Source organism: Pseudomonas sp. HR96, from assembly GCF_034059295.1.
In the GTDB taxonomy this organism is placed as follows: Bacteria; Pseudomonadota; Gammaproteobacteria; order Pseudomonadales; family Pseudomonadaceae; genus Aquipseudomonas.
Genome location: NZ_CP139141.1, coordinates 18,505 through 44,531, shown reverse-complemented (window position 1 = coordinate 44,531; position 26,027 = coordinate 18,505). Strand labels below are relative to the sequence as shown.

The 26,027-nt window shown below is 64.7% G+C and carries 21 protein-coding genes; 12 read left to right on the top strand and 9 right to left on the bottom strand.

The window, feature by feature from the left end; all coding sequences use genetic code 11:
• The first annotated feature begins 2 nt into the window (after nt 1-2).
• From exbD to SFA35_RS00140, 10 genes are all read left to right on the top strand, one after another.
• Nucleotides 3-428 carry a TonB system transport protein ExbD gene (exbD, locus tag SFA35_RS00185; protein WP_320573879.1) on the top strand — a complete coding sequence of 142 codons (426 nt, stop codon included), beginning with the start codon at nt 3-5 and terminating at the stop codon, nt 426-428.
• A complete protein-coding gene (locus SFA35_RS00180; protein WP_320573877.1) occupies nt 425-1,171 on the top strand; it encodes an energy transducer TonB in 747 nt (248 codons plus the stop codon). The genes exbD and SFA35_RS00180 overlap by 4 nt, the downstream gene beginning before the upstream one ends.
• A gap of 87 nt (nt 1,172-1,258) precedes the next feature.
• Nucleotides 1,259-2,197: a hydrogen peroxide-inducible genes activator gene (locus SFA35_RS00175; RefSeq protein WP_320573875.1), complete on the top strand. Its 939-nt coding sequence runs from the start codon at nt 1,259-1,261 to the stop codon at nt 2,195-2,197.
• On the top strand, nt 2,194-4,269 hold the full coding sequence (recG, locus tag SFA35_RS00170) for an ATP-dependent DNA helicase RecG (protein ID WP_320573873.1): 2,076 nt from the start codon (nt 2,194-2,196) through the stop codon (nt 4,267-4,269). The genes SFA35_RS00175 and recG overlap by 4 nt, the downstream gene beginning before the upstream one ends.
• A 112-nt stretch (nt 4,270-4,381) precedes the next feature.
• Nucleotides 4,382-5,782, top strand: coding sequence for an aminoacyl-tRNA deacylase and HDOD domain-containing protein (locus tag SFA35_RS00165; protein ID WP_320573871.1), 1,401 nt, complete (start codon nt 4,382-4,384; stop codon nt 5,780-5,782).
• A gap of 287 nt (nt 5,783-6,069) precedes the next feature.
• Complete coding sequence (locus tag SFA35_RS00160) at nt 6,070-7,380, top strand: CitMHS family transporter (protein ID WP_320573869.1); 1,311 nt, start codon at nt 6,070-6,072, stop codon at nt 7,378-7,380.
• 27 nt (nt 7,381-7,407) lie between these two features.
• Nucleotides 7,408-8,145: a TerC family protein gene (locus tag SFA35_RS00155; protein ID WP_320573866.1), complete on the top strand. Its 738-nt coding sequence runs from the start codon at nt 7,408-7,410 to the stop codon at nt 8,143-8,145.
• A gap of 144 nt (nt 8,146-8,289) precedes the next feature.
• Complete coding sequence (locus SFA35_RS00150) at nt 8,290-9,948, top strand: Na/Pi cotransporter family protein (RefSeq protein WP_320573864.1); 1,659 nt, start codon at nt 8,290-8,292, stop codon at nt 9,946-9,948.
• Between the two features lie 121 nt (nt 9,949-10,069).
• Nucleotides 10,070-11,476, top strand: a complete 1,407-nt coding sequence (locus tag SFA35_RS00145) for a pitrilysin family protein (RefSeq protein ID WP_320579226.1) — start codon at nt 10,070-10,072, stop codon at nt 11,474-11,476.
• A gap of 3 nt (nt 11,477-11,479) precedes the next feature.
• Nucleotides 11,480-12,499, top strand: coding sequence for a DUF5924 family protein (locus SFA35_RS00140; RefSeq protein WP_320573862.1), 1,020 nt, complete (start codon nt 11,480-11,482; stop codon nt 12,497-12,499).
• On the opposite strand, the gene SFA35_RS00135 is transcribed toward SFA35_RS00140, so the two are convergent.
• The 6 genes from SFA35_RS00135 to SFA35_RS00110 form a co-directional block, all read right to left on the bottom strand.
• Nucleotides 12,481-13,710 carry a nucleoside recognition domain-containing protein gene (locus SFA35_RS00135; RefSeq protein WP_320573859.1) on the bottom strand — a complete coding sequence of 410 codons (1,230 nt, stop codon included), beginning with the start codon at nt 13,708-13,710 and terminating at the stop codon, nt 12,481-12,483. The two genes, SFA35_RS00140 and SFA35_RS00135, sit on opposite strands and share 19 nt — an antisense overlap.
• Before the next feature lie 107 nt (nt 13,711-13,817).
• Nucleotides 13,818-15,113, bottom strand: a complete 1,296-nt coding sequence (gene gltP, locus SFA35_RS00130; RefSeq protein ID WP_320573858.1) for a glutamate/aspartate:proton symporter GltP — start codon at nt 15,111-15,113, stop codon at nt 13,818-13,820.
• Nucleotides 15,114-15,663: 550 nt separating this feature from the next.
• Entirely contained in the window at nt 15,664-16,128 is a 465-nt protein-coding gene (locus tag SFA35_RS00125) for an inhibitor of vertebrate lysozyme family protein (RefSeq protein WP_320573857.1), read from the bottom strand.
• Between the two features lie 10 nt (nt 16,129-16,138).
• On the bottom strand, nt 16,139-16,303 hold the full coding sequence (locus tag SFA35_RS00120; protein ID WP_213878156.1) for a DUF1328 domain-containing protein: 165 nt from the start codon (nt 16,301-16,303) through the stop codon (nt 16,139-16,141).
• Between the two features lie 103 nt (nt 16,304-16,406).
• Nucleotides 16,407-16,688, bottom strand: a complete 282-nt coding sequence (locus SFA35_RS00115) for a hypothetical protein (protein WP_320573851.1) — start codon at nt 16,686-16,688, stop codon at nt 16,407-16,409.
• A gap of 183 nt (nt 16,689-16,871) precedes the next feature.
• Nucleotides 16,872-17,720 (bottom strand): BON domain-containing protein, encoded by an 849-nt coding sequence (locus tag SFA35_RS00110; RefSeq protein WP_320573849.1) that lies wholly within the window; start codon nt 17,718-17,720, stop codon nt 16,872-16,874.
• 221 nt (nt 17,721-17,941) lie between these two features.
• Here SFA35_RS00110 and algB point away from each other — a divergent pair, with 221 nt between their 5' ends.
• Together algB and SFA35_RS00100 are read left to right on the top strand one after the other, a co-directional pair.
• Nucleotides 17,942-19,288 (top strand): sigma-54-dependent response regulator transcription factor AlgB, encoded by a 1,347-nt coding sequence (gene algB / locus SFA35_RS00105; RefSeq protein WP_320573847.1) that lies wholly within the window; start codon nt 17,942-17,944, stop codon nt 19,286-19,288.
• Nucleotides 19,285-21,072: a KinB sensor domain-containing domain gene (locus tag SFA35_RS00100; protein ID WP_320573845.1), complete on the top strand. Its 1,788-nt coding sequence runs from the start codon at nt 19,285-19,287 to the stop codon at nt 21,070-21,072. The genes algB and SFA35_RS00100 overlap by 4 nt, the downstream gene beginning before the upstream one ends.
• Nucleotides 21,073-21,144: 72 nt before the next feature.
• On the opposite strand, the gene SFA35_RS00095 is transcribed toward SFA35_RS00100, so the two are convergent.
• The 3 genes from SFA35_RS00095 to SFA35_RS00085 all read right to left on the bottom strand — a co-directional run bounded on the left by SFA35_RS00095 (nt 21,145) and on the right by SFA35_RS00085 (nt 25,930).
• On the bottom strand, nt 21,145-22,758 hold the full coding sequence (locus SFA35_RS00095) for an EAL domain-containing protein (protein ID WP_320573842.1): 1,614 nt from the start codon (nt 22,756-22,758) through the stop codon (nt 21,145-21,147).
• A gap of 119 nt (nt 22,759-22,877) precedes the next feature.
• The gene (locus tag SFA35_RS00090) at nt 22,878-24,404 is read right to left on the bottom strand and encodes a phospholipase D family protein (protein ID WP_320573840.1); all 1,527 of its coding nucleotides are present in this window, start codon (nt 24,402-24,404) and stop codon (nt 22,878-22,880) included.
• Nucleotides 24,405-24,496: 92 nt separating this feature from the next.
• A complete protein-coding gene (locus tag SFA35_RS00085) occupies nt 24,497-25,930 on the bottom strand; it encodes a PLP-dependent aminotransferase family protein (RefSeq protein WP_320573838.1) in 1,434 nt (477 codons plus the stop codon).
• Nucleotides 25,931-26,027: the final 97 nt, after the last annotated feature.

The window sequence follows — 26,027 nt, the reverse complement described above, 5'->3', positions numbered from 1 at the left end:
ACATGGGCCTGCACCTGAACGAAGGTGGCGATGACCTCGCCGAGAACCACGAGATCAACGTCACGCCCTTCATCGATGTGATGCTGGTGCTGCTGATCGTGTTCATGATCGCGGCGCCCCTGGCCACCGTGGACATCAAGGTCGACCTGCCGGCTTCCACCGCCAAGCCGGCACCGCGGCCGGAGAAACCGGTGTTCCTCAGCGTCAAGTCGGACCTCAACCTGTACGTCGGCGACGACCGCATCGATCGCACCCAACTGGGCCCGGCGCTGGACGCCAAGACCCACGGCAACAAGGACACGACGATCTTCTTCCAAGCCGACAAGGGCGTGGACTACGGCGACCTTATGGAAGTGATGAACGCACTGCGCGCCAGCGGTTACCTGAAGGTCGGCCTGGTCGGACTCGAGACGGCTGGGCACAAATGATCACGACGCGGCAAAAATTCACCCGGTATGGCAGCAGCCTGGCTGTGGTGCTGGCCGTGCATGCGGTGGCGATCGCCATTGCCTTGCATTGGACCAGTGCACCGCCGGCCATCGAGCTGCCGCCGGCAGCGATGATGGTCGAGATGCCGCCGATGCCGGAGGCGCCGCCCGCACCGCCGCCCAAGGTAGTGCAGCCGCCACCGCCGGCCCCGGTCGAGGAGCCGCCGCTGCCCAAGGTTGCCGAGGCGCCCAAGCCGACCATCGCGCTACCCAAGCCGGTGCCCAAGCCCAAGCCCAAGCCGCAGCCACCCAAGCCGGAGCGCAAGCCAGAGCCGCCCAAGGAGCAGGTCGCCAAGCAGGCCGAGGACACGCCACCGGCCGCACCGGCTCCGGCCCCAGCGCCAAAGCAGACCGAACAGCCGCCGATGCCGTCCACGCCGGACGCCAAGCCGTCATGGTTGTCGGAGATTCAGGTCAAGCTGGCCAAGTACAAGCGCTATCCGGATGAGGCGCGCCGCCGGGGTCAGGTCGGCACTGCCACGCTGAAATTCGAGGTCGACGCCGAAGGCAACGTGCTGTCCGCCGAAATCGTCAGCTCTTCAGGCAGTGCTGCCTTGGACCGTGCCACCCTGGAAATGGTGCGCAAGGCCTCCCCGTTGCCCAAGCCGCCTGCCGAGATGCTGGTAAACGGGCGCCGGGAGATTACCGCGCCCTACATTTATTCCCTGGACAAACGTCGATAGAAATCTGACAAAAAAGCTCGACGTTGATAACGTGCGTCTATCGATAGCACCGGCTATGCTGGGGCGGCAATTCCATGGACGCACCTTATGACCCTCACCGAACTACGCTACATCGTCACGCTGGCCCAGGAGCAACACTTCGGCCATGCCGCCGAACGCTGCCACGTCAGCCAGCCCACCCTCTCGGTCGGGGTGAAGAAACTCGAAGACGAACTGGGCGTACTGATTTTCGAACGCAGCAAGAGCGCAGTGCGGCTTACCCCGGTCGGCGAAGGTATCGTCGCCCAGGCGCAGAAGGTGCTGGAGCAGGCCCAGGGTATCCGTGAGCTGGCCCAGGCCGGCAAGAATCAGCTGACCGCACCGCTCAAGCTCGGCGCCATCTATACCGTCGGCCCCTATCTGTTCCCGCACCTCATCCCGCAGCTGCACAAAGTGGCGCCGCAGATGCCGTTGTACATCGAAGAGAACTTCACCCATATCCTGCGCGACAAGTTGCGCAATGGGGAGCTCGACGCGGTGATCATCGCCCTGCCGTTCAACGAGGCCGATGTGCTGACCCTGCCGCTGTACGACGAACCGTTCTACGTGTTGATGCCGGCCGACCACCCGTGGACGCGCAAGGAAACCATCGACGCCGGCCTGCTCAACGACAAGAGCCTGCTGCTGCTCGGCGAAGGCCACTGTTTCCGCGACCAGGTGCTCGAAGCCTGCCCGACCCTGGTCAAGGGCGCCGAAGGCGCGCGCCATACCACTGTGGAGTCCAGCTCGCTGGAAACCATCCGGCACATGGTCGCCTCGGGCCTCGGCGTGTCGATCCTGCCGCTGTCGGCGGTCGACAGCCATCATTACGCCCCGGGAGTGATCGAGGTCCGTCCGCTGACCCCGCCCGCGCCGTTTCGCACCGTGGCCATCGCCTGGCGTGCCAGCTTCCCGCGGCCCAAGGCGATCGAGATCCTCGCCGACTCCATCCGCCTGTGCTCGGTCGCCAAGCCGACTGCGGCGCTGGCGAGCAAAGTCGCGACATGAGCGAGCTGTCCAAGGTGTCGGTGACGGCACTCAAGGGCGTGGGCGAGGCCATGGCCGAGAAGCTGCACAAGGTGGGCCTGGAAAATCTCCAGGACGTGCTGTTCCACCTGCCGTTGCGCTATCAGGACCGTACTCGCGTGGTGCCGATCGGCCAGCTGCGCCCCGGCCAGGACGCAGTGATCGAGGGCGTGGTCAGCGGCGCCGACGTGGCCATGGGCAAGCGCCGCAGCCTGCTGGTGCGCCTGGGTGATGGCACCGGGTCGCTGAGCCTGCGCTTCTATCATTTCAGCAACGCGCAAAAAGAGGCCCTCAAGCGCGGCACGCACCTGCGCTGCTACGGCGAGGCGCGGCCCGGCGCCTCGGGGCTTGAGATCTACCACCCGGAATACCGCGCGCTGACCGGCGACGAGCCGGTGCCGGTGGAACAGAACCTCACGCCCATCTACCCGACCACCGAAGGCCTGACCCAACAGCGCCTGCGGCAGCTGTCGCAGCAGGCCTTGAGCATGCTCGGCCCGCGCAGCCTGCCTGATTGGCTGCCCGAGGAGCTGGCCCGCGACTACCAATTGGCGCCGCTCGACCAGGCCATCCGCTACCTGCACAACCCGCCGCCCGACGCCGACCTCGAAGAGCTCGCCGTGGGCCATCACTGGGCCCAGCATCGCCTGGCGTTCGAAGAGTTGCTGACCCATCAGCTGTCGCAGCAACGCCTGCGCGAAAGCCTGCGCAGCCAGCGCGCGCCGGCCTTGCCCAAGGCCAGCGTGCTGCCGGGCAAATACTTGAAAAACCTTGGCTTCACGCCCACCGGCGCGCAGCAGAGGGTGGGCAAGGAGATCGCCTATGACCTCGCCCAGCCCGAGCCCATGCTGCGCCTGGTGCAGGGCGACGTCGGTGCTGGCAAGACCGTGGTCGCCGCCCTGGCAGCCCTGCAGGCGCTGGAAGCCGGTTACCAGGTGGCGCTGATGGCGCCGACCGAGATCCTCGCCGAGCAACACTTCATCACCTTTCAACGCTGGCTCGAGCCATTGGGCATCGAGACCGCCTGGCTGGCCGGCAAGCTCAAGGGCAAGGCCCGCGCCGCCGCCCTGGAACAGATCGCCAGCGGCACGCCGATGGTGGTGGGCACCCATGCGCTGTTCCAGGACGAAGTGAAATTCCACCGTCTGGCGCTGGTGATCATCGACGAACAGCATCGCTTCGGCGTCCAGCAGCGCCTGGCCCTGCGCCAGAAAGGCGTGGGGGGCACGCAATGCCCGCACCAGTTGATCATGACTGCCACACCTATCCCGCGCACCCTGGCCATGAGCGCCTACGCTGACCTCGACACGTCCATCCTCGACGAACTGCCCCCGGGTCGCACCCCCGTCAACACGGTGCTGGTCGCCGACAGCCGGCGCATCGAGGTGATCGAGCGCGTGCGCGCCGCCTGCGCCGAAGGCCGCCAGGCCTATTGGGTGTGCACGCTGATCGAGGAATCCGAAGAGCTGACGTGCCAGGCCGCGCAGGGCACCTATGAAGACCTCACCAGCGCGCTGGACCAGGTGCGGGTCGGCTTGATCCACGGGCGCATGAAACCCCAGGAAAAAGCCGCGGTGATGGCCGAATTCAAGGCCGGCGCGTTGCAGTTGCTGGTGGCCACCACAGTGATCGAAGTGGGCGTGGACGTCCCCAATTCCAGCTTGATGATCATCGAGAACCCCGAGCGGCTGGGTCTGGCCCAGTTGCACCAGCTGCGCGGCCGCGTCGGTCGGGGCAGCGCGGCAAGCCACTGTGTTTTGCTTTATCACCCGCCACTGTCGCAGATCGGCCGCGAACGCCTGGGCATCATGCGCGAAACCAACGACGGCTTCGTCATCGCCGAAAAAGATCTGCAGCTGCGTGGCCCCGGCGAGATGCTCGGTACCCGCCAGACCGGTTTGCTACAGTTCAAGGTTGCCGACCTGATGCGCGATGCCGACCTGCTGCCTGCGGTGCGCGATGCCGCGCAGGCGTTGCTGGCGCGCTGGCCCGAGCATGTCGCGCCGTTGCTCGAGCGCTGGTTGCGTCATGGCCAGCAATATGGCCAAGTGTGACGATTGCTAGCGAGAAAAAGCCGCCAGGCTGAAAAAGACCGTGCACCACCGGGTCCGGCTTGCAGACAAGCTGGGTATACTGCTTAGTAATGTGAGACCTTGGATACAGATCATGACCGAAGTTGCTCTGGACACTGCTGCTCTGCACGCCCCCTCAGTCATTCAGCTGATGCTGACCAAGCTGGGCATCGGCTATCGTGAAGTTCTTGAACATCAGGCCACGAATCCGGCGCAAAGGGTGCAGACAGTGCTCCTGGGCGACGCGGTCGGCACCCTCATGGTGCTGTTCGCGCAAAACCAGTTGCTGGACTTGAACCGCCTGGCCGAGTTGACCGGGCGCAAGCTGACTGCCGTGCCCCTGGACCGCCTGGGCAAGTTGCTGGCCAAGCACGAGCTGACCTCGCTGCCGGGCCTGCCGATCCTCAGCAGCTCGCCGTGCCTGTACGATGAGCAGTTGCTGCGCGAACCACAGTTGCTGGTAGCCTCAGGCCAGCCCGGCTTGCTGCTGGAACTGGCCAGCGAAGACTTCAGGAAAATGCTGCTCAATGCCAGCGCCGGCAACTTCGGCTCGCCGTTGACCGATATCGTGCCCAACCTGACCCGCCCGGACGACGACCGCCAGGAAATCACCCAGGCTGTCCAGGCGTTCACCGCGCGGCGCATCCAGCAGCGCCTGGAAGCGACCATCGAGATTCCGCCGCTGGCCGAAACCGCGCAAAAGATCATCAAGCTGCGCGTCGACCCCAACGCCACGATCGATGACATCACCGGCGTGGTGGAAACCGATCCGGCTCTGGCCGCCCAGGTGGTCAGCTGGGCCGCATCGCCCTACTACGCTTCGCCTGGCAAGATTCGCTCGGTGGAAGACGCCATCGTGCGTATCCTCGGCTTTGACCTGGTCATCAACCTGGCCCTGGGCCTGGCGCTGGGCAAGACCCTCAGCCTGCCCAAGGATCACCCGCAGCAGGCCACGCCTTACTGGCACCAGTCGATCTACACCGCAGCGGTGATCGAAGGTCTGACCCGCGCCATTCCTCGCGCCGAGCGCCCCGAAGCGGGCCTGACCTACCTGGCCGGCCTGCTGCACAATTTCGGCTACCTGCTGCTGGCCCATGTGTTCCCACCGCACTTCTCGCTGATCTGCCGCCACCTGGAGGTCAACCCGCACCTCAACCACGGTTACGTCGAGCAACATCTGCTGGGCATTACCCGCGAGCAGATGGGCGCCTGGCTGATGCGTTACTGGGACATGCCCGACGAGCTGGCCACCGCGTTGCGCTTTCAGCATGACCCGCACTATGCCGGCGAATACTCGCAGTACCCCAATCTGGTGTGCCTGGCAGTGCGCCTGCTGCGCAGCCGCGGCGTGGGCGCCGGCGCCGAGGAGCCGATCCCCGACGAGCTGCTCGACCGCCTGGGCCTGAGCCGCGAGAAGGCCGAAGACGTCGTCACCAAGGTGCTCGACGCCGAGGCGCTGCTGCGCGAGCTGGCGTCGCAATTCAACCAGGATTGACCCTGGTTCTCGCGTGATTGCCGGCACCGGCCGCCCTCGCGGCCGGATCGCGGGCTTCGCGCGCTCCTACGCGCGTTTCGACCCATAGGGGCTGGCGGCTGACGCCTGTGCTCGAAACGAAGGTAGGAGCGCGCGAAGCCCGCGATAGGCCGCCCTATTGAGCAACTCGTCAACACCAGGGAAATTTCTTACCGCGCTTTAGGAAATTTCCTACAAATCGAAAGCTGAATGAAAGCTTCGCTCCCTACCCTGTTCGCCATCCAATAAAAACAACGGTGAATACTCTCATGCTGACCTTCCTTGGCTTTGCCATGGTCATCTGTTTCATGGGCCTGATCATGACCCGCCGCCTCTCGGCGTTGATCGCCCTCATCCTGGTCCCCATTCTTTTCGCGCTGTTCGGTGGTTTTGCCAGCAAGATCGGCCCGATGATGCTCGACGGCATCAGCAAGCTGGCGCCGACCGGGGTCATGCTGATGTTTGCCATCCTCTACTTCGCCCTGATGATCGACTCCGGCCTGTTCGACCCGGCGGTGCGCAAGATTCTCAAGCTGGTCAAGGGTGACCCGGTGAAGGTCTCGGTGGGCACTGCCGTGCTGGCCCTGGTGGTGTCGCTGGACGGTGACGGCGCCACCACCTACATGATCTGCGTTGCGGCCATGCTGCCGCTGTACCGGCGTCTGGGCATGAGCCCGCGGATCATGGCCGGCTTGATCATCCTCGCCGGCGGGGTGATGAACATGACCCCCTGGGGCGGCCCCACGGCCCGTGCCGCCAGCGCCTTGCGCGTCGACCCTTCGGCGATCTTCGTGCCGATGATCCCGGCCATGCTCGCCGGGGTGGCGGCCGTGCTGGTAATCGCCTGGTGCTACGGCAGGCGCGAGCGTGCACGGCTGGGTGAACTGCACCTGCCTGGCGACTCGGCGGACGGCGCCAGTGACATCAGCGTCTCGCAATACCCCGAGGCGCGCCGGCCCAAGCTGCTGTGGTTCAACGGCCTGCTGACGCTGGCCCTCATGGCCGCGCTGATCCACGGCCTGCTACCCCTGCCGGTGCTGTTCATGATCGCCTTCAGTATCGCCATGGTGGTCAACTATCCCGACCTGAATCAGCAGAAGGAGCGCATTGCCGCCCACGCCGGCAGTGTGCTGGCGGTGTCCGGTCTGATTTTCGCGGCCGGCATCTTCACCGGCATCCTCTCGGGCACCGGCATGGTCGACGCCATGTCGAAAAGCCTGCTGGCGGTGATTCCCGACGCGCTGGGGCCGTACATGGCCACCATTACCGCGCTGGTGAGCATGCCCTTCACCTTTTTCATGTCCAACGACGCCTTCTACTATGGCGTGCTGCCGGTGCTCACCGAGGCCGCCGCGCAATACGGCATCTCCCCGGTGGAAATGGCCCGCGCCTCGATCGTCGGCCAGCCGGTGCACCTGCTCAGCCCGCTGGTACCCTCCACCTATCTGTTGGTGGCGCTGGCCGGCATCGACTTCGGCGACCACCAGCGTTTCACCCTGAAATGGGCGGTGCTGGTGTGCCTGTGCATAATGCTCGCCGCCTTGGCGCTGGGCGTCTTTCCGCTGTACAACCGCCCCTGATACCGCAGCACTCTTCAAGGAACCGCTATGCAATGGCTCACTAGCCCGGAACTCTGGGTGGCCTTCTTCACCCTCACCGCACTGGAAATCGTGCTGGGCATCGACAACATCATCATGATCTCGATCCTCGTCAGCCGCATGCCCAAGCACATGCAGCCGCGCACGCGGCTCTTCGGCCTGGCGCTGGCGATGCTCACCCGCATCATGCTGTTGCTGTCGATCACCTGGGTCATGCGCCTGACCACCGACCTGTTCGTGGTCTTCGGTCAGGGCCTGTCCGGGCGTGACCTGATCCTGTTCTTCGGCGGGTTGTTCCTGCTGTGGAAGAGCTCCCAGGAGATCTACCAGGGCATGGAAGGCGAAGCCGAGGAAGGTGCCGATCCCAAGGGCAAGGGCGGCAACTTCTTCGCCACTATCTTGCAGATCGCTATCATCGACATCGTCTTTTCGCTGGACTCGGTGATCACCGCCGTGGGCATGGTCTCCAACGTACCGGTGATGATCGCCGCCATCGTCGTCGCGGTGCTGGTGATGATGCTGTGCGCCGGCACCATCAGCGACTTCATCGACAAGCACCCGTCGCTGAAGATGCTCGCCCTGTCGTTCCTGATCGTGGTCGGCACCGTACTCATCGCCGAAGCCTTCGACATGCATGTGCCCAAGGGCTACGTGTATTTCGCCATGGCCTTCTCGCTGGCGGTGGAGTCGATCAACATCACCATGCGTACGCGAATCGCTCGGAAAAAGGCGGAAAAGGCCGAGTAGTACACCATGGCAGATTGATGACAGATTTGTTTCAAAAAAAGGTTTGCCTGTGCGATGCTGGCGTTTTTGCTGTGGGGCAACTACAGCTTACGTAACAACGACATACGCACGCGCCCGGTTCGGGCGCCTACAGGGGGCCGTGTCATGCTTACCCTGCTGAATCTGCTGTCTGCCGTGGCCTTGCTGATCTGGGGCACACACATCGTCCGTACCGGCATCCTGCGGGTCTATGGCGGCCAGCTGCGGCAACTGCTCAGCCAGAACATGTCGAGGCGCCCGCTGGCGTTCCTTGCCGGGATCCTCGTGACCGCCGTGGTGCAGAGCAGCAACGCCACCGCCATGCTCACCACCTCCTTTGTCGGCCAGGGGCTGATGGCGCTCACTCCGGCGCTGGCGATCATGCTCGGCGCCGATGTCGGTACCGCGCTGATGTCGCGGGTGCTGACCTTCGACCTGTCGTGGCTGTCGCCGCTGCTGATCTTTCTCGGGGTGATCTTCTTTCTCTCGCGCAAGCAGACCCGGGCCGGCCAGTTGGGCCGGGTCGGCATCGGCTTGGGCCTGATCGTGCTGGCGCTGCAATTGATCGTCGAAGCCGCCACACCCATCACCCACGCCCAGGGCGTCAAGGTGCTGTTTGCCTCGCTGACCGGCGATATCCTCCTCGATGCCTTGCTCGGCGCCGTGTTCGCCATGGTGTCCTACTCCAGCCTGGCGGCGGTGCTGCTGACCGCCACCCTGGCTGAATCCGGGGTGATCGGGTTGCCCGTGGCTATCGGCCTGGTGATCGGCGCCAACATCGGCAGCGGCCTGCTGGCCTTTCTGTCCACCAGCATGCAGAACACCGCCGGCCGCCAGGTGGCCCTGGGCAGTCTGCTGTACAAGCTGATCGGCCTGGTGCTGATCGTGCCGGTGCTGGCGCCCCTGGCGCAATGGATGGACAGCCTGCAATACAGCAACGTGCAGGGCCTGGTGATCGGCTTTCACGTCGCCTACAACAGCCTGCGCTGCCTGATCCTGCTGCCCAGCGTCGGCTACATGGCCCGGATTTGCGCCGGGCTGCTGCCCGAGCGCCCGCAGGTCGGAGTGCCGACCGGGCCGCGGCATCTGGACCTGACGGCGCTGACCACGCCCAGCCTGGCCCTGGCCAATGCGGTGCGCGAGACCCTGCGCATGGGCGACCTGGTGGATGCCCTGCTCGGTTCCATGCTCAACGTGCTGCGCGGCACCCAGGCGGCAGTGACCCAGGAGGTGCGGGCGCAGAGCGACGAGATCGAGGCGCTGTACAGCGCCATCAAGCTGTACCTGGCGCAGATGCCCCGCGAGGACCTCAGCGAGCAGGACAGCCGACGCTGGGCCGAGATCATCGAGCTGGCGATCAACCTCAACCTGGCCAGCGACCTGATCGAGCGCATGCTGCGCAAGGTCCAGCAGCAGAAGACTGCGCAGCGCCGCTCGTTTTCCGAAGTCGGCCTTGAGGAGCTGGCCGGCCTGCAGACCCAGCTGATGGCCAACCTGCGCCTGGGGCTGTCGGTGTTTCTCAGCGGCGACCCGGAAAGCGCGCGCCAGCTGCTGCGCGAAAAACGCCGGTTCCGCGCCCAGGAGCGGCGTCTGGCCCACGCCCATGTCAGCCGTCTGCAACGCAAGGTGGTGCAGAGCATGGAGACCAGTTCGTTACATCTTGAATTGATTGCCGACATGAAGCGTCTGAATTCGCTATTCTGCGGCAGCGCCTACGTGGTTCTGGAAACCAGTGACACCGGCGCGCTGAGCGATGTCCCTGTCGAGGCCGGCGAGGCGCCTTGAACATAAAGGCGGGCGGGGAGTCAGTTGCTCAGACCCTGCGGACCTGAATGGAAACGATTGACTGATGGCTGAGCTGTTCAAAGCACCTACCTGGCAATGGCTGTGCAGGCTAGGGCTGTTAATGGCGCTGTCAGGTGCGTCCCAGGCCATGGCCCTGGATCGCTTCCAGGTGGAAGGCTATGAACTGGCCAACGGCCTGCAAGTCATCCTCAAACCGGGCAACGACCGCGGGCACGTGGCGATTCGCCTGGTGGTCGACGTCGGCTTCGATGATTTTCCCTGCGCCGACCAGGAGCTCCCGCACCTGCTCGAACACCTGCTGTTCAGCGGCCTCGACGATTCCGGCGAAGGTGGCCTGGAGCAGCGTATGCAGGCACTGGGCGGTGAATGGAACGCCTTCACCAGCAGCAGCGACACCACCTTCGTGATCGAAGCCCCGGCGCGCAACCAGCGTAAGGTGCTGGACCTGCTGCGCGACATCATCACCAAGACAAACATCGACGCCAAGGCGCTGGAGCTGTCGCGGCAGATCGTCGAACACGAGGACGGCGGCCACTATTCGCACCTGCAGCGCCTGCTCGATCGCCAGGATCTGGGGCATGGCGCCATTGACCAGCTCGCCACCGAGCTGGGCCTCAAGTGTACCGAACGCGCCACTGCCGCCGACCTGACCCTGGCACAGGTGCTGGCGGTGCGCAAGAAATGGTACGTGGCCAACAATATGAGCCTGATCATCGTCGGCGATCTCGACCGCCTGCTGCCGGCCTACCTGGAACGCAGCTACGGCGACCTGCCCGCCGCCGAACTGGAAGACAGCGAGCAGCCCCTGCTCAGCATCAGCCATGTGGCCGAGGCGCGGCGCACCCTGCCTGAAGGCTGGCTGGGCGACGGCGCGCAGCTGCACTGGTTCTACCTGGAACCGGCCGCCGCCAGCGACCCGCCCGAGGCTCTGGACCTGGTGCAAGGCTACCTCGACTGGGCGCTGTACACCGAACTGCGCCTCAAGCATGGCCTGTCCTATGGGCCCTGGAGCCAGCGCGACGCCTTTGGCGACACCGGCATCCTCAGCCTCAACGCCGACGTCGACCGCGACGACATCACCGAAGCCAACACCGTCCTGGGTCAGTTGATGGACAACCTGCGCGAGCACGGCCTGGACCCGGACACTTTCGAGCGCCTCAAGCAGCAGACCCTGGCCCGCCAGGCCTGGGCCGTGGAAGGTGACAGCGCCCTGGCCGACTACTATTGGAACAACCTGGGCGACTATGACGCCGGGCGCTTCGACGACCCGGCCCGGGGCATCCGCGCGGTGACCCTGGCCCAGGCCAACCAGGCCTTGCGCCAGGTGCTGCAGAAGCCTCCGTATATCCGTGTGGAGCAGCCGCTGCTCAGCTACGACATGCTCTACACATTGCTTGCGGCAAGCGCCGGGGTGCTCCTGCTGATCGTGCTGGCGCTGCTCTGGGCCTGGCGCGCCTGCCGTCGCCAGCGGCGCGCCGCCGTGCCGCCTGCAGCGGGAGCGGCCTGACTCATGCGCCAGGCCATCGAGCGCATCCTAGCGCTGATCAAGCGTTACCCCGGCGTGATCGCTCTGGGCGGCTTTCTCTCCGGGGTGGGCAGCTTCATTCTGGTCGACCGCCAGGCCAAGCTGGCCAGCTGGATCGCGGTGATCATGCTGGTCAGCTGGATCTGGCTGATGCTGGAAAACAGCCTGACCCAGCTGTTCCAGCGCACTTTCAAACGCGAGATTCCGGTGCCGGTGCTGCGCTATGCCACGCAGATGATCCACCAGGAAAGCCTGTTCTTCGTCCTCCCGTTCTTCTACATCACCACCACCTGGAACAGCGGCCAGCTGGTGTTCACCGGCCTGCTCGGTTTGGCGGGGCTGGTCTCGATCGTCGACCCGCTGTACTACAAGTGGGTGGCGCCGCGGCGCTGGCTGTTCCTCGCCATGCACACCCTGACGCTGTTCGCCGCGCTGCTGACCGCGCTGCCGATCATTCTGCACCTGACCACCGCCGAGAGCTTCAAGCTGGCGCTGGGCGTGGCCATGCTGCTGTCGTTCCCCAGCCTGGCGGCCAGCTTTCCCATTCACAGCTGGCGGCGCGGCCTGATCCTGCTGGGGTTGACCCTGGCCATCGGCGCTGGCGGCTGGCTGCTGCGCTCATGGGTGCCGCCAGCGACCCTGTGGCTGACCCATGTGGCGGTCACCACCGAGGTCGACAACCGCACCCCCGGCGACAGTCTGGAGCAGGTCGGCGCCGCCGAGCTGCTGAAGAAGGGCCTGTACGCATACACCGCGATCAACGCGCCGCGCGGGCTCAATGAGCGCATCTACCATGTGTGGCAGTTCAACGGCAAAGAGGTCGACCGCATTGCCTTGAACATCCAGGGTGGCAGCGACGACGGCTATCGCGCCTGGACCCACAAGCAGAACTTCCCCGGCAACCCTGTGGGCGACTGGCAGGTGCGGGTGCTCACCGAGGACGGGCAGATCGTTGGCGTACTGCGTTTTGCAGTCACCGCCGACGATCAGCCGAAGAACCAGTAGCAGACGCTGATGGCCGCGATCACCCCGGCCAGGTCAGCCAGCAGCGCGCAGCCCACGGCGTGCCGCGCGCGCTGGATGCCGACCGAGCCGAAGTACACCGCCAGCACATAGAAGGTGGTTTCGGTGCTGCCCTGGATGGTCGCGGCCACCAGCGCCGGGAAGCTGTCGACGCCATGGCTCTGCATGGTCTCGATCAGCATGGCCCGTGCCGCGCTGCCGGAGAACGGCTTGACCAGTGCGGTCGGCAGGGCGTCGACGAAGCGCGTGTCCAGGCCCAGCCACAGCACCAGCTGACGAATGCCGTCCAGGCCCAGCTCCAGCGCCCCGGAAGCGCGCAGTACGCCGACCGCGCAGAGCATGGCGACCAGATAGGGCAACAGGCTTTTGGCCACCTCGAAGCCTTCCTTGGCGCCCTCGACAAAGCTCTCGTAGACCTTGACCTTGCGCAGGCTGCCGATGATCAGGAACAGCATGATCAAGCCGAACAGCGTCAGATTGCCGAGGATCGACGACAATCCTGCCAGCGCGGTGGCGGTCAGGGTGTGCAGGAAGGCGATGAAGGCGGCCAGCAGCAGGGCGCCGGGAATCAGATAAGCCAACACCACCGGGTCCCACAGGCGCAGGCGCTGCATCACTGCGACCGAGAGCAGGCCGACCAGGGTCGAGGCGCTGGTGGCCAGCAGGATCGGCAGGAACACCAGGGTCGGGTCGGCGGCGCCTTGCTGGGCGCGGTACATGAAGATCGACACCGGCAGCAGGGTCAGCGACGAGGCGTTGAGCACCAGGAAGAGGATCTGGGCATTGCTGGCCGTAGTGTTGCTTGGGTTGAGCTCCTGCAGCGCGCGCATGGCCTTGAGGCCGATCGGCGTGGCGGCATTGTCCAGGCCCAGGCCGTTGGCGGCGAAGTTGAGGGTGATCAGGCCCAGGGCAGGGTGGCCGGGTGGCACCTCCGGCATCAGCCGGCTGAACAGCGGCCCCAGCACTTTTGCCAGCCAGTCGACGATGCCGGCTTTTTCGGCGATTTTCAGAAAGCCCAGCCACAGGGTCAGGGTGCCGAACAGCAGCACCATGACCTCCACCGACAGCTTGGCCATGGCGAACAGGCTCTCCACCATGGCGGCAAAGATATGGGCATTGCCCCCTACCAGCCATTGGCCCAGCGCCGATACCGCCGCCACCAGGAAAAAGCCGAGCCACAAGCCGTTGAGCATGGGATGTTCCCCTCGATTCGATGGCGGGCATGATACCGGGGTTGAAGGTGGGATGGCGAAAAGCTCAGGGGCTGCGCCCCGAGCTTCATAACGGCATCAATCCAGCCTTATTTCCCGTGATGCGGCAACGACGCCCAGTAGCGTTCGCCCTTGGCATCGTCGTACATGCCTTCCCAGCGCGAGATCACCAGCACCGCCAGGGCGTTGCCGATCACGTTCAGCGCGGTGCGAGCCATGTCCATGATGCGGTCGACCCCCGCGATGAAAGCCAGGCCCTCCAGCGGGATGCCGACGCTGCCCAGGGTGGCCAGCAGCACCACGAAGGACACCCCAGGCACCCCGGCGATGCCCTTGGAAGTCACCATCAGGGTCAGCACCAGCAGGATCTGCTGGCTCATCGGCATGTCGATGCCGTACAGCTGGGCAATGAACAAGGCAGCGATGCTCTGGTACAGGGTCGAGCCGTCGAGGTTGAACGAGTACCCGGTCGGCACCACAAAGCTGCTGATCGCCTTCGGCGCGCCATAGGCTTCCATCTTCTCGATGACCCGTGGCAATACGGTTTCCGAACTGGCCGTGGAATAGGCCAGCACCAGCTCGTCCTTGAAGATGCGGATCAGGCGGATCACCGAGAAACCGAACAGGCGCGCGATCAGGCCCAGCACCACCAGAGCGAAGAACAGGATCGCCACGTACACCAACACCACCAGTTTGGCCAATGGCAGCAGCGAGGCGAAGCCGAAGTTGGCGACGGTCACCGCGATCAGCGCGAACACACCGATCGGCGCGTAGTTCATGATCATGTGGGTGACCTTGAACATGGTCTCGGACACGCCCTGGAACACCTTGACCAGCGGCTCGCGGGTTTCGTCCGGCAGGCTCGACAAGCCCAGGCCGAAGAACACCGAGAAGAAGATGATCGGCAGCATGTCGCCACGCACAATGGCGGCGAAGATGTTCGAGGGAATCAGGTTGAGCAGGGTCGCCACCAGCGCGTGGTCGTGTTGCACCTCGGCCGTGGTCTTCTGGTACTGCGAGATGTCCACGGTGCCCAGGGTACTCATGTCGATACCCAGGCCCGGGTGTACCAGATTGGCCAGGCCCAGCCCGACGATGATCGCCAGGGTGGTCACGATTTCGAAGTAGAGGATGGTCTTGACGCCGATGCGCCCGAGCTTCTTCGCATCACCCACGCCGGCAATGCCCACGATCAACGACGAAATCACGATCGGGATGACGATCATCTTGATCAAGCGGATAAAGATGTCACCGGCCGGTTGCAGCACGTTGCTGATCCACCAGGCCTTTTCCGCGCTGAAATGGTTAAGCAGGGCGCCCAGCGCGATACCCAGTACCAGGCCGATGAGGATCTGCCACGCGAGGCTGAGTTTTGCCTTCTTCATATCATTACCTTGCATCAGAGAAACGAACCGAGCGCTGCAGGCAGGCAGGTGACCACTGCCGTCAGCGAAAAAAGGCGCAATCATTCCGATGCAACCGGCGCGAGTCTAATGCCGGAGATGACTACCCCATGCCGAATCGGCATAAGGAAAACTCTTAAGAAACCGTGACTTAGGCGAGCGCGCAGGAATATTCGGAAAAGCGAACAGGCAACAGGCCACCAGGACGGGCTGTGCAGAAGGGAAATAAAGCTTTGCTCAGGCTGGCGTTCGGCCCGCCGAACGAGGAGCAATGAGGGGATGGGTGAAGCATAAAAACGATGGGTGGTACTTTTTCAGCTCTTCGCAAGCCCGGCCAATTCAGGCTCACGGGCTTGCGTCGCAGCTTTTTCCTGACCTGGCCCTTGTCGGGAGCACTCCCTGTACTCCTAGGTCACTCCGATCAAACGGCGATCAGAACGTCCCGGCCCCCTGGTCATGCGCCTACCCTCCTCGGGCGGCGCAGTGAATAGAAGCTGACCCCGGTAAAAGGTTCCGCCTCCAGCAAAATCGGTTATTGCTTGCCTAGCTGTTCGGTCAGCAGCTGCTGCATCCCGGCATTCGGCTTGCCTAACCAGCGGTACTCGGTCTTGCGAGGCGAGGTGTCGGCGGGCAGGGCGGCTGGCACGTTGGCCAACAGTCCGTAAGCGTCTTCCTTGTCCCAGCTGAACGCCACGATCAAACGTTCGTGGTCGCACGCCTGCTGGCTTTCGCACAGCGGACCTACGAGGTACTTGTCGCCATGTTCTTCAACGGCCGTCATCTGTTGCGTAGATGTGCCGCTGAGGTTGATTACCCAGTCGGGCAATCGCTCTTCCCTGGTGACCACTTTCTTCCATGTCGTCAGGTATACCGGGTCAGTACTGAGCAACCCGTTGACCTGGGTCTGGCCATCATTGCCAGCTGCCAGCGCCAGGCCGCTGCCGGCGAACAGCCCGGCAACTACCAGCGCCCTGAAGGCTTGCGCCTTCGCTTTCACGGCTCGCATCTCAGGGTCGACCACGACGGCCCATGAAGAAGGAAACCACGAACAGCACCAGGAAGACGATGAAGAGAATCTTCGCGATACCTGCTGCGGTGCCTGCGATACCACCAAAGCCCAGGACGGCGGCGATGACGGCGATGATCAGGAATGTGACTGCCCAACTAAGCATGGTGATTCTCCTTCGTTTGATTAAGTGGCTGCTGCCTTACTGCCTTACTGCAAGTCGTCGTCCGAGGAAGCGGACCACGAAATTCTGTTGTTCGCCGCTGGTCTCAGAAGGTCCAGTGAGGCTGTGCCGGTTGGTCCTGCTCAGGCGCCGTACCTTCGACCTGTTGCAAGGTCGGGCGGGTGTCTGCCTGCGCCAAGGCCGGGCTGAAGTGCTGCTGCGTGTGCGTGCTATGAAACGCCACTGGCTCCGGGGTGTGGGCATCGACCCAACGCTGGTATTGCTGGCATACCAACAGGGTGACGATGACCGCCAGCATCACGAACAAACCCTTCTGGATATGCTGGGGGGTCACAGCGGCTGCTTGTACCAGGCCTTGACGATTCATTCTGCAACCCTCCCGTGCTATCTCGTTTGATCAATGCCGCTTTACAAGAGGGTTATTGCAGTGTGCATGCCACTTCTCAGGGTAAATTTAATTACTTATTTATCAACGAGTTACAAAGGCTAATCAACGCTCGTGGCGCGCATCCTGCACGATGGCCGTCGGCGCCTCGGGCGATTTGCACGATCAGTCGGCGCTCGGCTTGGCCACTTTCAGCAGGTCGGCGTCTATCCCGCGCACTCCACGGATGTTGCGGGCCATTTGTACCGCCATGTCTTTCTGGTCGGCGTTGGCCACATCGCCCGTGAGGCTGACGATGCCAGCCTTGGTGGCGACGTCGATGCTCAGGCCGTCGAGGTGGCGGTCGAGCACCAGGCTCGCCTTGACCTTGCTGGTGATCCAGGCGTCGCTGAGGCTGTCCTCGGTCTTGCGCGTGTCGACCTCCAGGCGAGTGGTATTGGAGTCCGGGGCGCCGAGGCTAATCAGGTTGTTCACCACATAGACGCCGTCGGTGTCCTTGGCCAGCTGCCCGGCCAGCTGTTTGGCGTCCACCGTCTGCGCGTGACCCTTGAGGGTGACCACGCCGGCGACGGTGTCCACGGAGATATCCAGGCCCTGGGTAATGCTGTTCCACAGCAGCTTGGACTTGATGGTGGCAGTGAGCGTGGCGTCTTCCAGCTTCTGGGCGATCGGCTGCCGGGCCGGGGCCTGCTCGGCGAGGGCCGGGTCGACCGTCAGACGGTTGTCGACTTTATTAATACCGGATGTGTCGAGGGCGATCTGTTCGGCCAATTGCCGATCCACTTCATTTTCCACCTTGCCTTCCAGCACGGCGGTGCCCTGGTTGACCTTGACCGAGAGCGCGAAGGGGCTCAGGTGCTTGTTCAGGGCAAACGAGGTCCATATCGACCCTTCCTGGCGGGCCGCCGCCAGTTGCCCGGCAATGTCGCCGGAAGCCGCCTGGGCGGCGATGGGCGCAAGGCCGAGAAGGGCGAGGGTGGTGCCGGCCAGGGCTAGTTTGCGCAAGCGGGGCATGGCGTATCTCCTTGGGTGACCAGCCCAGTAGATTCGCATTGCGCCGCGCAGTGCCCGATGGCAGGAAATTTATCGCGCTCAATGGGTTAAAATTTTGTGTAAGCAGATATTTGAGCGGCGGCGTGTTGAATCAATCAGAATCAACCATGCAACTTGCCCGATCTTTGCTGGACTAACCAAGACATTTCACACTCGACCTTTATTTTGGGAGCGCAGGACACATGGAATCTGGCACGGAACATCAAGGCCGAATTCTCCTGGTGGACGATGAGTCCGCCATCCTCCGCACCTTCCGTTATTGCCTGGAAGACGAAGGCTATGCCGTGGCCACTGCCAGCAGCGCCGCCCAGGCCGATGCCCTGCTGCAACGCCAGGTGTTCGACCTGTGTTTCCTCGACCTGCGCCTGGGCGAAGACAACGGCCTGGACGTGCTGGCACAGATGCGCGTGCAGGCGCCGTGGATGCGCGTGGTCATCGTCACCGCGCACTCTGCGGTGGACACTGCCGTGGACGCCATCCAGGCCGGCGCTGCCGATTACCTGGTCAAGCCCTGCAGCCCGGACCAGTTGCGCCTGGCCACGGCCAAGCAGCTGGAAGTGCGCCAGCTGTCGGCGCGCCTGGAGGCCCTTGAAGGTGAAGTGCGCAAGCCCAAGGACGGTCTGGATTCGCACAGCCCGGCGATGAAGGTGGTGCTGGAAACCGCCCGCCAGGTGGCCACTACCGACGCCAACATTCTCATTCTTGGCGAGTCCGGCACCGGTAAAGGCGAACTGGCCCGGGCCATCCATGGCTGGAGCAAGCGCGCCAAGAAAGCCTGCGTGACCATCAACTGCCCGTCGCTCACCGCCGAGCTGATGGAGAGCGAGCTGTTCGGCCACAGCCGCGGCGCTTTTACTGGGGCCAGCGAAAGCACCCTGGGCCGAGTCAATCAGGCCGACGGCGGCACGCTGTTTCTCGACGAGATCGGCGACTTCCCGCTGACCCTGCAACCCAAGCTGCTGCGCTTCATCCAGGACAAGGAATACGAGCGGGTCGGCGACCCGGTGACCCGCCGCGCCGACGTGCGCATCCTCGCGGCCACCAACCTCAACCTCGAGGACATGGTTCGTGAAGGGCGCTTTCGCGAGGACCTGCTGTATCGCCTGAATGTCATCACCCTGCACCTGCCGCCCCTGCGCGAGCGCAGCGAAGACATCCTGACCCTGGCCGACCGCTTCCTCGCGCGCTTCGTCAAGGAATACGCGCGGCCGGCCCGCGGCTTCAGCGAAGAAGCCCGCGCCGCGCTGCTGAACTATCGCTGGCCGGGCAACATCCGCGAGCTGCGCAACGTGGTGGAGCGGGCGAGCATCATCTGCGCCCAGGAGCGGGTCGAGGTCAGCCATCTGGGCATGGCCGAACAGCCGGTCAACAATGCCCCGCGTATCGGCGCCGCACTGAGCCTCGACGAGCTGGAGAAGGCCCACATCGGCGCGGTGCTGGCCACCAGCGAGACCCTTGACCAGGCCGCCAGGACCCTGGGCATCGACGCCTCCACGCTGTATCGCAAACGCAAACAGTACAACCTGTGAAGCTGGCGATGAAGCTGCGAACAAGGCTGTTCCTCAGCATCTCGGCGCTGATCACCGTAGCGTTGCTGGGGTTGTTGCTGGGGCTGGTCAGTGTCATGCAGATGGCCAGCAGCCAGGAAAGCCTGGTGCGCGATAATTTCATCACCCTGGACCTGGGCCTCAAGCTGCGCCAGAACCTGGGCGATCAGCTGATCATGATGCTCGACACTTCCACTGACCCACTGCGCCTGCAGGCTTCCCAGCAGCAGTTCCAGCAATGGGTCGAGGAGGGCATCCGGCATGAGCAGGAACACCACGCGCACTACGGCTTCATCAGCACCGCCAGCGATTACCAGCAATTTCTCGAGGCCTACCGCCAGACCGCCAGCCAGAAGCTCAGCCTGAGCGACAACAGCCGCCTGAGCCAGGCGTTCAACACCTTGCGCAATGGCCTGCTGGAGTCCTACAGGCAGGCGCTCGACAGCATCAACGCCAGCGAGGCCCATGCCCACGAGCACGCCGTGACGGTGTCCAGCCTGCTGGGGCTGGTGGGCCTGGCGGTGCTGTTCATCGGCTTCGTCACCGCCCACGGTATCGCCCGGCGCTTCGGCGAGCCGATCGAGGCACTGGCCCAGGCCGCCGACAGCATCATTCGCGGCGACTTCGAGGTGAAGCTGCCGGAGTCGCCGGCCGCCGAGCTCAATCAGCTGTCCGATCGCTTTGGCACCATGGCCGAAGCCTTGCGCCGGCACCGGGCGACCAACGTCGACGAGCTGCTGGCCGGCCAGCAACGCCTGCAGGCCGTGCTCGACAGCATCGACGACGGCCTGCTGATGATCGACCGCCAGGGCCGCCTGGAGCACTTGAATCCGGTGGCTCAGCGCCAGCTGGGCTGGGAGGACGATCGGCTTGGCATCGGCCTGGGCCAGGCGTTGCAACAGCCGGAGCTGGACGAGCAGCTCAACCTGATCCTTCGCGGCGGCAGCCTGGACCGCGCCCTGGAAGACTTGAGCTTCGACATCGAGGGCGAGGCGCGGCTGCTGTCCTATAGCCTGACCCCGGTCAGCCACACCGAGGGCCACATCCTGGGCGCGGTGATGGTGCTGCACGATGTCACCGAGCAACGCGCCTTCGAGCGGGTGCGCAGCGAATTCGTCCTGCGCGCCTCCCATGAGCTGCGCACCCCGGTGACCGGCATGCACATGGCCTTCGGCCTGTTTCGCGAGCGCGCGCATTTCGCCGCCGAGTCACGTGAGGCCGACCTGCTCGATACGGTCAACGAAGAGATGCAGCGGCTGATGCAGCTGATCAACGACTTGCTCAACTTCTCCCGCTACCAGAACGGTCTGCAGAAGCTGACCCTGAGCTATTGCGGCATCGACGAGCTGCTGGAGCGGGCCTCGGCGCGCTTCATCGACCTGGCGCGTGGCCGGCGTATCGAGCTGTCCATCGACCTGCAGGAGCAGCTGCCGCGCCTGCACGCCGACTCCGCGCAGCTGGACCGGGTGCTCGACAACCTGCTCGACAACGCCCTGCGGCACACGCCGGAAGGCGGCCATATCCGCCTGCAGGCCCGCCGCCATGCCGATCGGGTGATCATCAGCGTCGAAGACAACGGCGAAGGGATTGCCTATGGCCAGCAGGGGCGCATCTTCGAACCCTTCGTTCAGGTAGGGCGCAAGAAAGGTGGCGCCGGGCTGGGCCTGGCGCTGTGCAAGGAGATCGTGCAGCTGCACGGCGGGCGCATGGGCGTGTACTCGCGCCCGGGCCAGGGTACGCAGTTCTATATGACCTTGCCGGTCTGACGGTCCGGGAAGCAGACCGAGTCTTCCCTCGCTGATGGTGCTCGTCACCTGTGCCGGCTCCTGCGGCGGTCTTCAATCATCTCCCCGACGCCCGGCGATGCGCCGGCCGCCGGTGATCAGCTCGCTGAAATGCAGGGCATCCAGCGCCCTGGCGAACAGCCAGCCCTGACCGAATGCAACGCCTTCACTGGCCAGCAGGTCGGCCTGGGTCTCCAGCTCGACGCCCTCGGCAATCACCCGCAGGTGCAGGGCATGGGCCATGCGGATGATATGCGGCGCCACCCCACTGCTGGCGGCGTCATGGCCGAGCGCATCGATGAAGGCCTTGTCGATTTTCAGGCAGTCCACCGGCAAGGTCTGCAGGTAGGCCAGGCTGGAGTAGCCGGTGCCGAAGTCGTCGATGAGGATGCGGTGGCCAACGTTGCGCAACGCCTGCAAGGTCTCCCGGGCCACGCTGACATCCACCAGCCCGCGCTCGGTGACCTCGAAGGCGATCTGGCTGGCGGCCACGCGATGCTCCAGCAGCAGGCGCCCGACCACTCGGCCGATGCGCGGCCGGGTCACGTCGCAGGCGGCCAGATTGACTGAAATGTACAGCTGCGGGTTGGCCCGCAGCAGCGGCCCGAGCTGGTCGAGCAGGCGCGTCAGGACGAAATCGGTGATCGACTCGATCTGCCCGGTGTTCTCCGCCAGCGGTATGAACAGGTCCGGGCTGGTCAGGCTGCCGTCCGGCCGGCGCCAGCGCACCAAGGCTTCGGCACCCACGCACAGGCGGCTGCGCAGGTTGAAGATCGGCTGATACAGCACCAGCAGTTCGTTGCGCCGTATGGCGCCTTGCAATTCGCCCTCCAGCGAGCGCCGCCGGCGGACCTGCATCAGGGTCATCCAGCCGATCATCAGCGCCAGCACCAGGCTGATCGGCAGCAGCAGCCACAGGGCGGTCCTGACCTGGGGCAGCAGTGGCGGGCGCGGCATGATCATCGCCAGCTGGTAGTCGGCGAAGTGGGTGTTCATCAGGTACAGCTGGCGGTCGCCCTGGTCGATCAGGCCGCTGCGCGGCTTTTGCAGCCAGTCGGCCGTCGGCGGCCAGGGCTGCGCCGGGCCGAGGATCGGCACCGCCTGGCGGCCGTCGTTGACCAGCACCAGCAGGCTGGCGCCGGGCGGCAGGTCGGCGACGTCGGCCAGGTGCCCGCGCGAGGTGGTCACGCGAAACGGCCCGCGGCCCATCATCAACGCGGCCAGGTTGTCGTCGGTTTCGTTGGCGGTGTTGAGCCAGTAGCCGTAGGTCGTACCCATCAGGTCCGGGGCGCGGTGAAAGTCCGGCAGGGCGTGCCCGGGCCGGTTCGAGCAGCGCTGTTGGCCGTCGTCGAAGGCGGTTTCGAAGATGAAGCGATGGTCGGTACCCACCCGCTGCAACAAACTCAGCATGCCCGGGCTGCAATCGCGCAGCGCTTGCGACTCCAGCTCGCGCATGCCCTGGCGCAGTTGCCCGAACACCTGTTCCAGGCGCAGCAGGAAACGCTCGCCGCTGGCGTTCATCTGCGCGCTTTCGGCGGCCCGGCTCTGATGCAGAATCAGGCCCAGGCTCGCCGCGATCAGCAGCGCGCCGCTGAGCAGGGTAGCCAGCGCGGCGAGAACCCAGGGGCGATGGGTGATCGGGCGTAATTGCAACAGCGTGGGGATCATCAACCACAATCCGTCGGCACCCACCAAGGGTCGAACCGAAGGTATAGCAACGCTTGGCCGGTTTTGCCCGACAGGCCGCGCAACGGCGCGTTCACCGCCGCCGGTGGGCAGCTACCGGGTCAAAGCAGCTTCTCCAGCCCCACCGTCTTGCTCACCCAGGCGTTCAGCCGTCGCCACCAGTCGCCGGGTTCGCGGGTCAGGGTGTGCAGTTGGCCATTGTCCTCGGTGACCCAGGCCAGTCGCTCGCCTTGCAGTTGCACCTGATAGCTCAGCGCCGGCGACATGCCTTGCAGGGCCAGGTCGCGTAGGCGTTCGGCCAGCTCCGGGCTGTCCACCAGCACGCCGACCTCGGTGTTCCACAGCACCGAGCGCGGGTCGAAGTTGAACGAGCCGATGAAGCTGCGCTGGCGGTCGAAGATCATCGCCTTGCTGTGCAGGCTCGAATCCGACCCGGCGCGAAAGCGCCGCGCGGCCTTCGGGTCATCCCAGGGCTGGCGGCGCAGCTCGTAGAGCTTGACCCCGTGCTCGAGCAGCGCCTTGCGGTAGGGTGCGTAGCCGCCGTGCACCAACGGCACGTCGGTGGCCTCCAGGGCGTTGGTCAGCAGGCTTACCGAGACCCCGGCGTCGGCCCGCCCGGTGAGATACAGCAGGCCCTCGTTGCGTGGCACGAAATACGCCGACACCAGCATCAGCTCTTGATGTACATCGAGCAGCTGCGGGGCCAGTTGCGTGGTCAGCAGCAGGCGCGGGTCAGGCTCGCCGTCGGAGAGGATCTTGCTCGGCGCGTCCCACAGCGCCTCGCCCCAGGCCCAGATCAGCTCGTTGCGCCACTGCGCCATGTGCGGTTGGGTCTGGTAACGCATCAGCCGTTCATGCAGCTCGGGGCGCTCGCGGCGCGACTGGGCCAGCGACTGCTCCAGCTTGCGCCGGGTTTTCGCCAGGTCGCGGGCGCTGCGCTCGACCAGCAGGAACTCGCCGATCGGCCGGCTCATGGTGCTGTTCCAGTACTCGTCGAAGCTCTGCCCCAGCTGCGCGGCCACCGGGCCGACGCCGAGCAGGTCGATATCGGTGAAGTTGAGGTTGGGCTCGGCGTTGAAGTACTCGTCGCCCAGGTTGCGCCCGCCGACGATGGCCACGCTGTCGTCGGCCAGCCACAGCTTGTTGTGCATGCGCCGGTGCTGCTGGGCCAGGTTGAACAGCCGGCCGAGGTTGCGCGTCAGGCCGGTGCCGCGGCCCAGGTGCAGCGGGTTGAACAGGCGCACCTGAATGTTGGGGTGGGCGGCGAGGGTGGCGATGATGTTTTCCAGGCCGTCGCTGGTCAGGTCGTCGAGCAGGATGCGCACGCGCACGCCGCGGTCGGCGGCCTTGAGCAATTCATCGACCAGCGCGCGGGTGCTGACCCCGTCGTGGACGATGTAGTACTGCAGGTCGAGGCTTTTCTGCGCGTTGCGAATCAGCTCGGCGCGGGCGCGAAAGGCCTCGCCGCTGTTGGGCAGCAGGCGAAAGCCGGAACGGCCGCCGTGGCTGTCGACCTGGGCCTGCAGCGAGCGGCCGAACGGCGAGTCGGCGGCCGGGATGGCGACGCTGGGCTGGCGCGGACCGTTGACGCTGGCGCAGCCACCCAGCGTCAAGGCTGCAGACAGCATCAAGCAATACCACCAGCACAGCCGGGCGTTCACCACAGACCTCATCCTTTCACCAGTTCCCCTGCAACCTGTGCGGCCGCCCGGACGAAAGGTTACTCGATGCCGCGTTGCATTTCTGCAAGCAGGCGTGTGGCGGTTTCGCCAACCCTGCGCACGGCCTGCTCGATGCTGGCGTCGGGCTTGCTGGCGAAATTCATGCGCAGGCAGTTGCGGTACTTGCCCGACGCCGAAAAGATGCTGCCCACGGCCACCTGCACCTGCTGCTCGAGCAGCGCGCGGTTCAGGCGCAGGGTATCGAAGCCCTCGGGCAATTCTATCCACAGCATGAAGCCGCCCTGGGGCCGGCTGGCGCGGGTGCCGGCAGGGAAGTAGCGCATCACCCAATCGGTCATCAGGTCGCGGCTTCGCTGGTACTGGGCGCGCATGCGCCGCACGTGCGGCTCGTAGTGGCCGTCCTTGATGAAGTCGGCGATGGCCAGCTGCGGCTGGGTGGCGGTGCAGCCGGTGCTGATGTATTTCATGTGCAGCACCCGCTCCAGGTAACGCCCAGGCGCCACCCAGCCAATGCGCAGGCCGGGGGCCAGGGTCTTGGAAAACGAGCTGCACAGCAGCACGCGGCCGTCCTCGTCGAACGACTTGATGGTGCGCGGTCGTGGGTAGCTGAAAGCCAGTTCGCCGTAGACATCGTCCTCGATGATGGCCACGTCATAGCGCTGCGCCAGGGTCAGCAAGGCACGCTTGCGCGATTCGGGCATGACATAGCCCAGCGGGTTGTTGCAGCTGGGAGTCAGCTGAATGGCTTTGACCGGCCACTGTTCCAGCGCCAGCTCCAGGGCTTCCAGGCTGATGCCGGTGATAGGGTCGGTGGGGATTTCCAGGGCCTTCATGCCCAGGCCCTTGAGCGTCTGCATGGCGCCGAAGAAGCTTGGCGAGTCCACCGCGACGATGTCCCCCGGCTCGCACACCGCGCGGATGCTGCTCGACAGCGCTTCGTGGCACCCGGTGGTGATCACCAGGTCGGCGGCGCCCAGGTTGCAGCCGGAGTCGAGCAGCAGGCGGGCGATCTGCTCGCGCAGGCCCAGGGTGCCCTGCACCGTGTCGTAGTACAGGCCGGGCATGTCCTCATGGCGGCTAAGCCGCGCCATGCTGCGCAGCAGCGGCTTGAGCGTCGGCGCCTCGATGTCCGGCATGCCGCGGCCCAGTTGCACCACGTCCTTGCGTGGAATGCTGCGGATCAGCTCGATCACCTGGTCCCACTGCGAGATATCCACAGGGCGCTGCGCGGGCCGGCCGACCGCCGGCAGTGCCGGCAGGTCACGCAGGGTCGGCACGAAATAGCCGGACTTGGGCCGCGGCGCCGCCAGGCCGTTGTCTTCCAGCAGGCGATAGGCCTGCTGCACCGTGCTCAGGCTGACGCCGTGTTCCACGCTCAGCGCCCGGACCGAAGGCAGACGATCACCAGGACGGTAGAAACCCTGTTCGATGCGCGAGCCGAGCAGCTCGGCGAGGTTGACGTACAAGGTCATGGCGTACGCTCCGATGGGCGTTGAAAGCAATACAGATCAGCCGAAAAATCGCCATTCAGGCCTTTCATTGGCAAATCTGTATGAAAAAAATAGCCGG

Excerpts from the sequence above, each read along its gene's own strand:
- SFA35_RS00095 (WP_320573842.1), bottom strand. The coding sequence starts at position 22,758 with ATGATCCCCACGCTGTTGCAATTACGCCCGATCACCCATCGCCCCTGG.
- SFA35_RS00085 (WP_320573838.1), bottom strand. The coding sequence starts at position 25,930 with ATGACCTTGTACGTCAACCTCGCCGAGCTGCTCGGCTCGCGCATCGAA.
- SFA35_RS00110 (WP_320573849.1), bottom strand. The coding sequence starts at position 17,720 with ATGCCCCGCTTGCGCAAACTAGCCCTGGCCGGCACCACCCTCGCCCTT.
- SFA35_RS00160 (WP_320573869.1), top strand. The coding sequence starts at position 6,070 with ATGCTGACCTTCCTTGGCTTTGCCATGGTCATCTGTTTCATGGGCCTG.
- recG (WP_320573873.1), top strand. The coding sequence starts at position 2,194 with ATGAGCGAGCTGTCCAAGGTGTCGGTGACGGCACTCAAGGGCGTGGGC.
- gltP (WP_320573858.1), bottom strand. The coding sequence starts at position 15,113 with ATGAAGAAGGCAAAACTCAGCCTCGCGTGGCAGATCCTCATCGGCCTG.
- SFA35_RS00145 (WP_320579226.1), top strand. The coding sequence starts at position 10,070 with ATGGCGCTGTCAGGTGCGTCCCAGGCCATGGCCCTGGATCGCTTCCAG.
- SFA35_RS00120 (WP_213878156.1), bottom strand. The coding sequence starts at position 16,303 with ATGCTTAGTTGGGCAGTCACATTCCTGATCATCGCCGTCATCGCCGCC.
- SFA35_RS00150 (WP_320573864.1), top strand. The coding sequence starts at position 8,290 with ATGCTTACCCTGCTGAATCTGCTGTCTGCCGTGGCCTTGCTGATCTGG.
- SFA35_RS00115 (WP_320573851.1), bottom strand. The coding sequence starts at position 16,688 with ATGAATCGTCAAGGCCTGGTACAAGCAGCCGCTGTGACCCCCCAGCAT.
- exbD (WP_320573879.1), top strand. The coding sequence starts at position 3 with ATGGGCCTGCACCTGAACGAAGGTGGCGATGACCTCGCCGAGAACCAC.
- SFA35_RS00155 (WP_320573866.1), top strand. The coding sequence starts at position 7,408 with ATGCAATGGCTCACTAGCCCGGAACTCTGGGTGGCCTTCTTCACCCTC.
- algB (WP_320573847.1), top strand. The coding sequence starts at position 17,942 with ATGGAATCTGGCACGGAACATCAAGGCCGAATTCTCCTGGTGGACGAT.
- SFA35_RS00090 (WP_320573840.1), bottom strand. The coding sequence starts at position 24,404 with ATGCTGTCTGCAGCCTTGACGCTGGGTGGCTGCGCCAGCGTCAACGGT.
- SFA35_RS00175 (WP_320573875.1), top strand. The coding sequence starts at position 1,259 with ATGACCCTCACCGAACTACGCTACATCGTCACGCTGGCCCAGGAGCAA.
- SFA35_RS00135 (WP_320573859.1), bottom strand. The coding sequence starts at position 13,710 with ATGCTCAACGGCTTGTGGCTCGGCTTTTTCCTGGTGGCGGCGGTATCG.
- SFA35_RS00165 (WP_320573871.1), top strand. The coding sequence starts at position 4,382 with ATGACCGAAGTTGCTCTGGACACTGCTGCTCTGCACGCCCCCTCAGTC.
- SFA35_RS00180 (WP_320573877.1), top strand. The coding sequence starts at position 425 with ATGATCACGACGCGGCAAAAATTCACCCGGTATGGCAGCAGCCTGGCT.
- SFA35_RS00140 (WP_320573862.1), top strand. The coding sequence starts at position 11,480 with ATGCGCCAGGCCATCGAGCGCATCCTAGCGCTGATCAAGCGTTACCCC.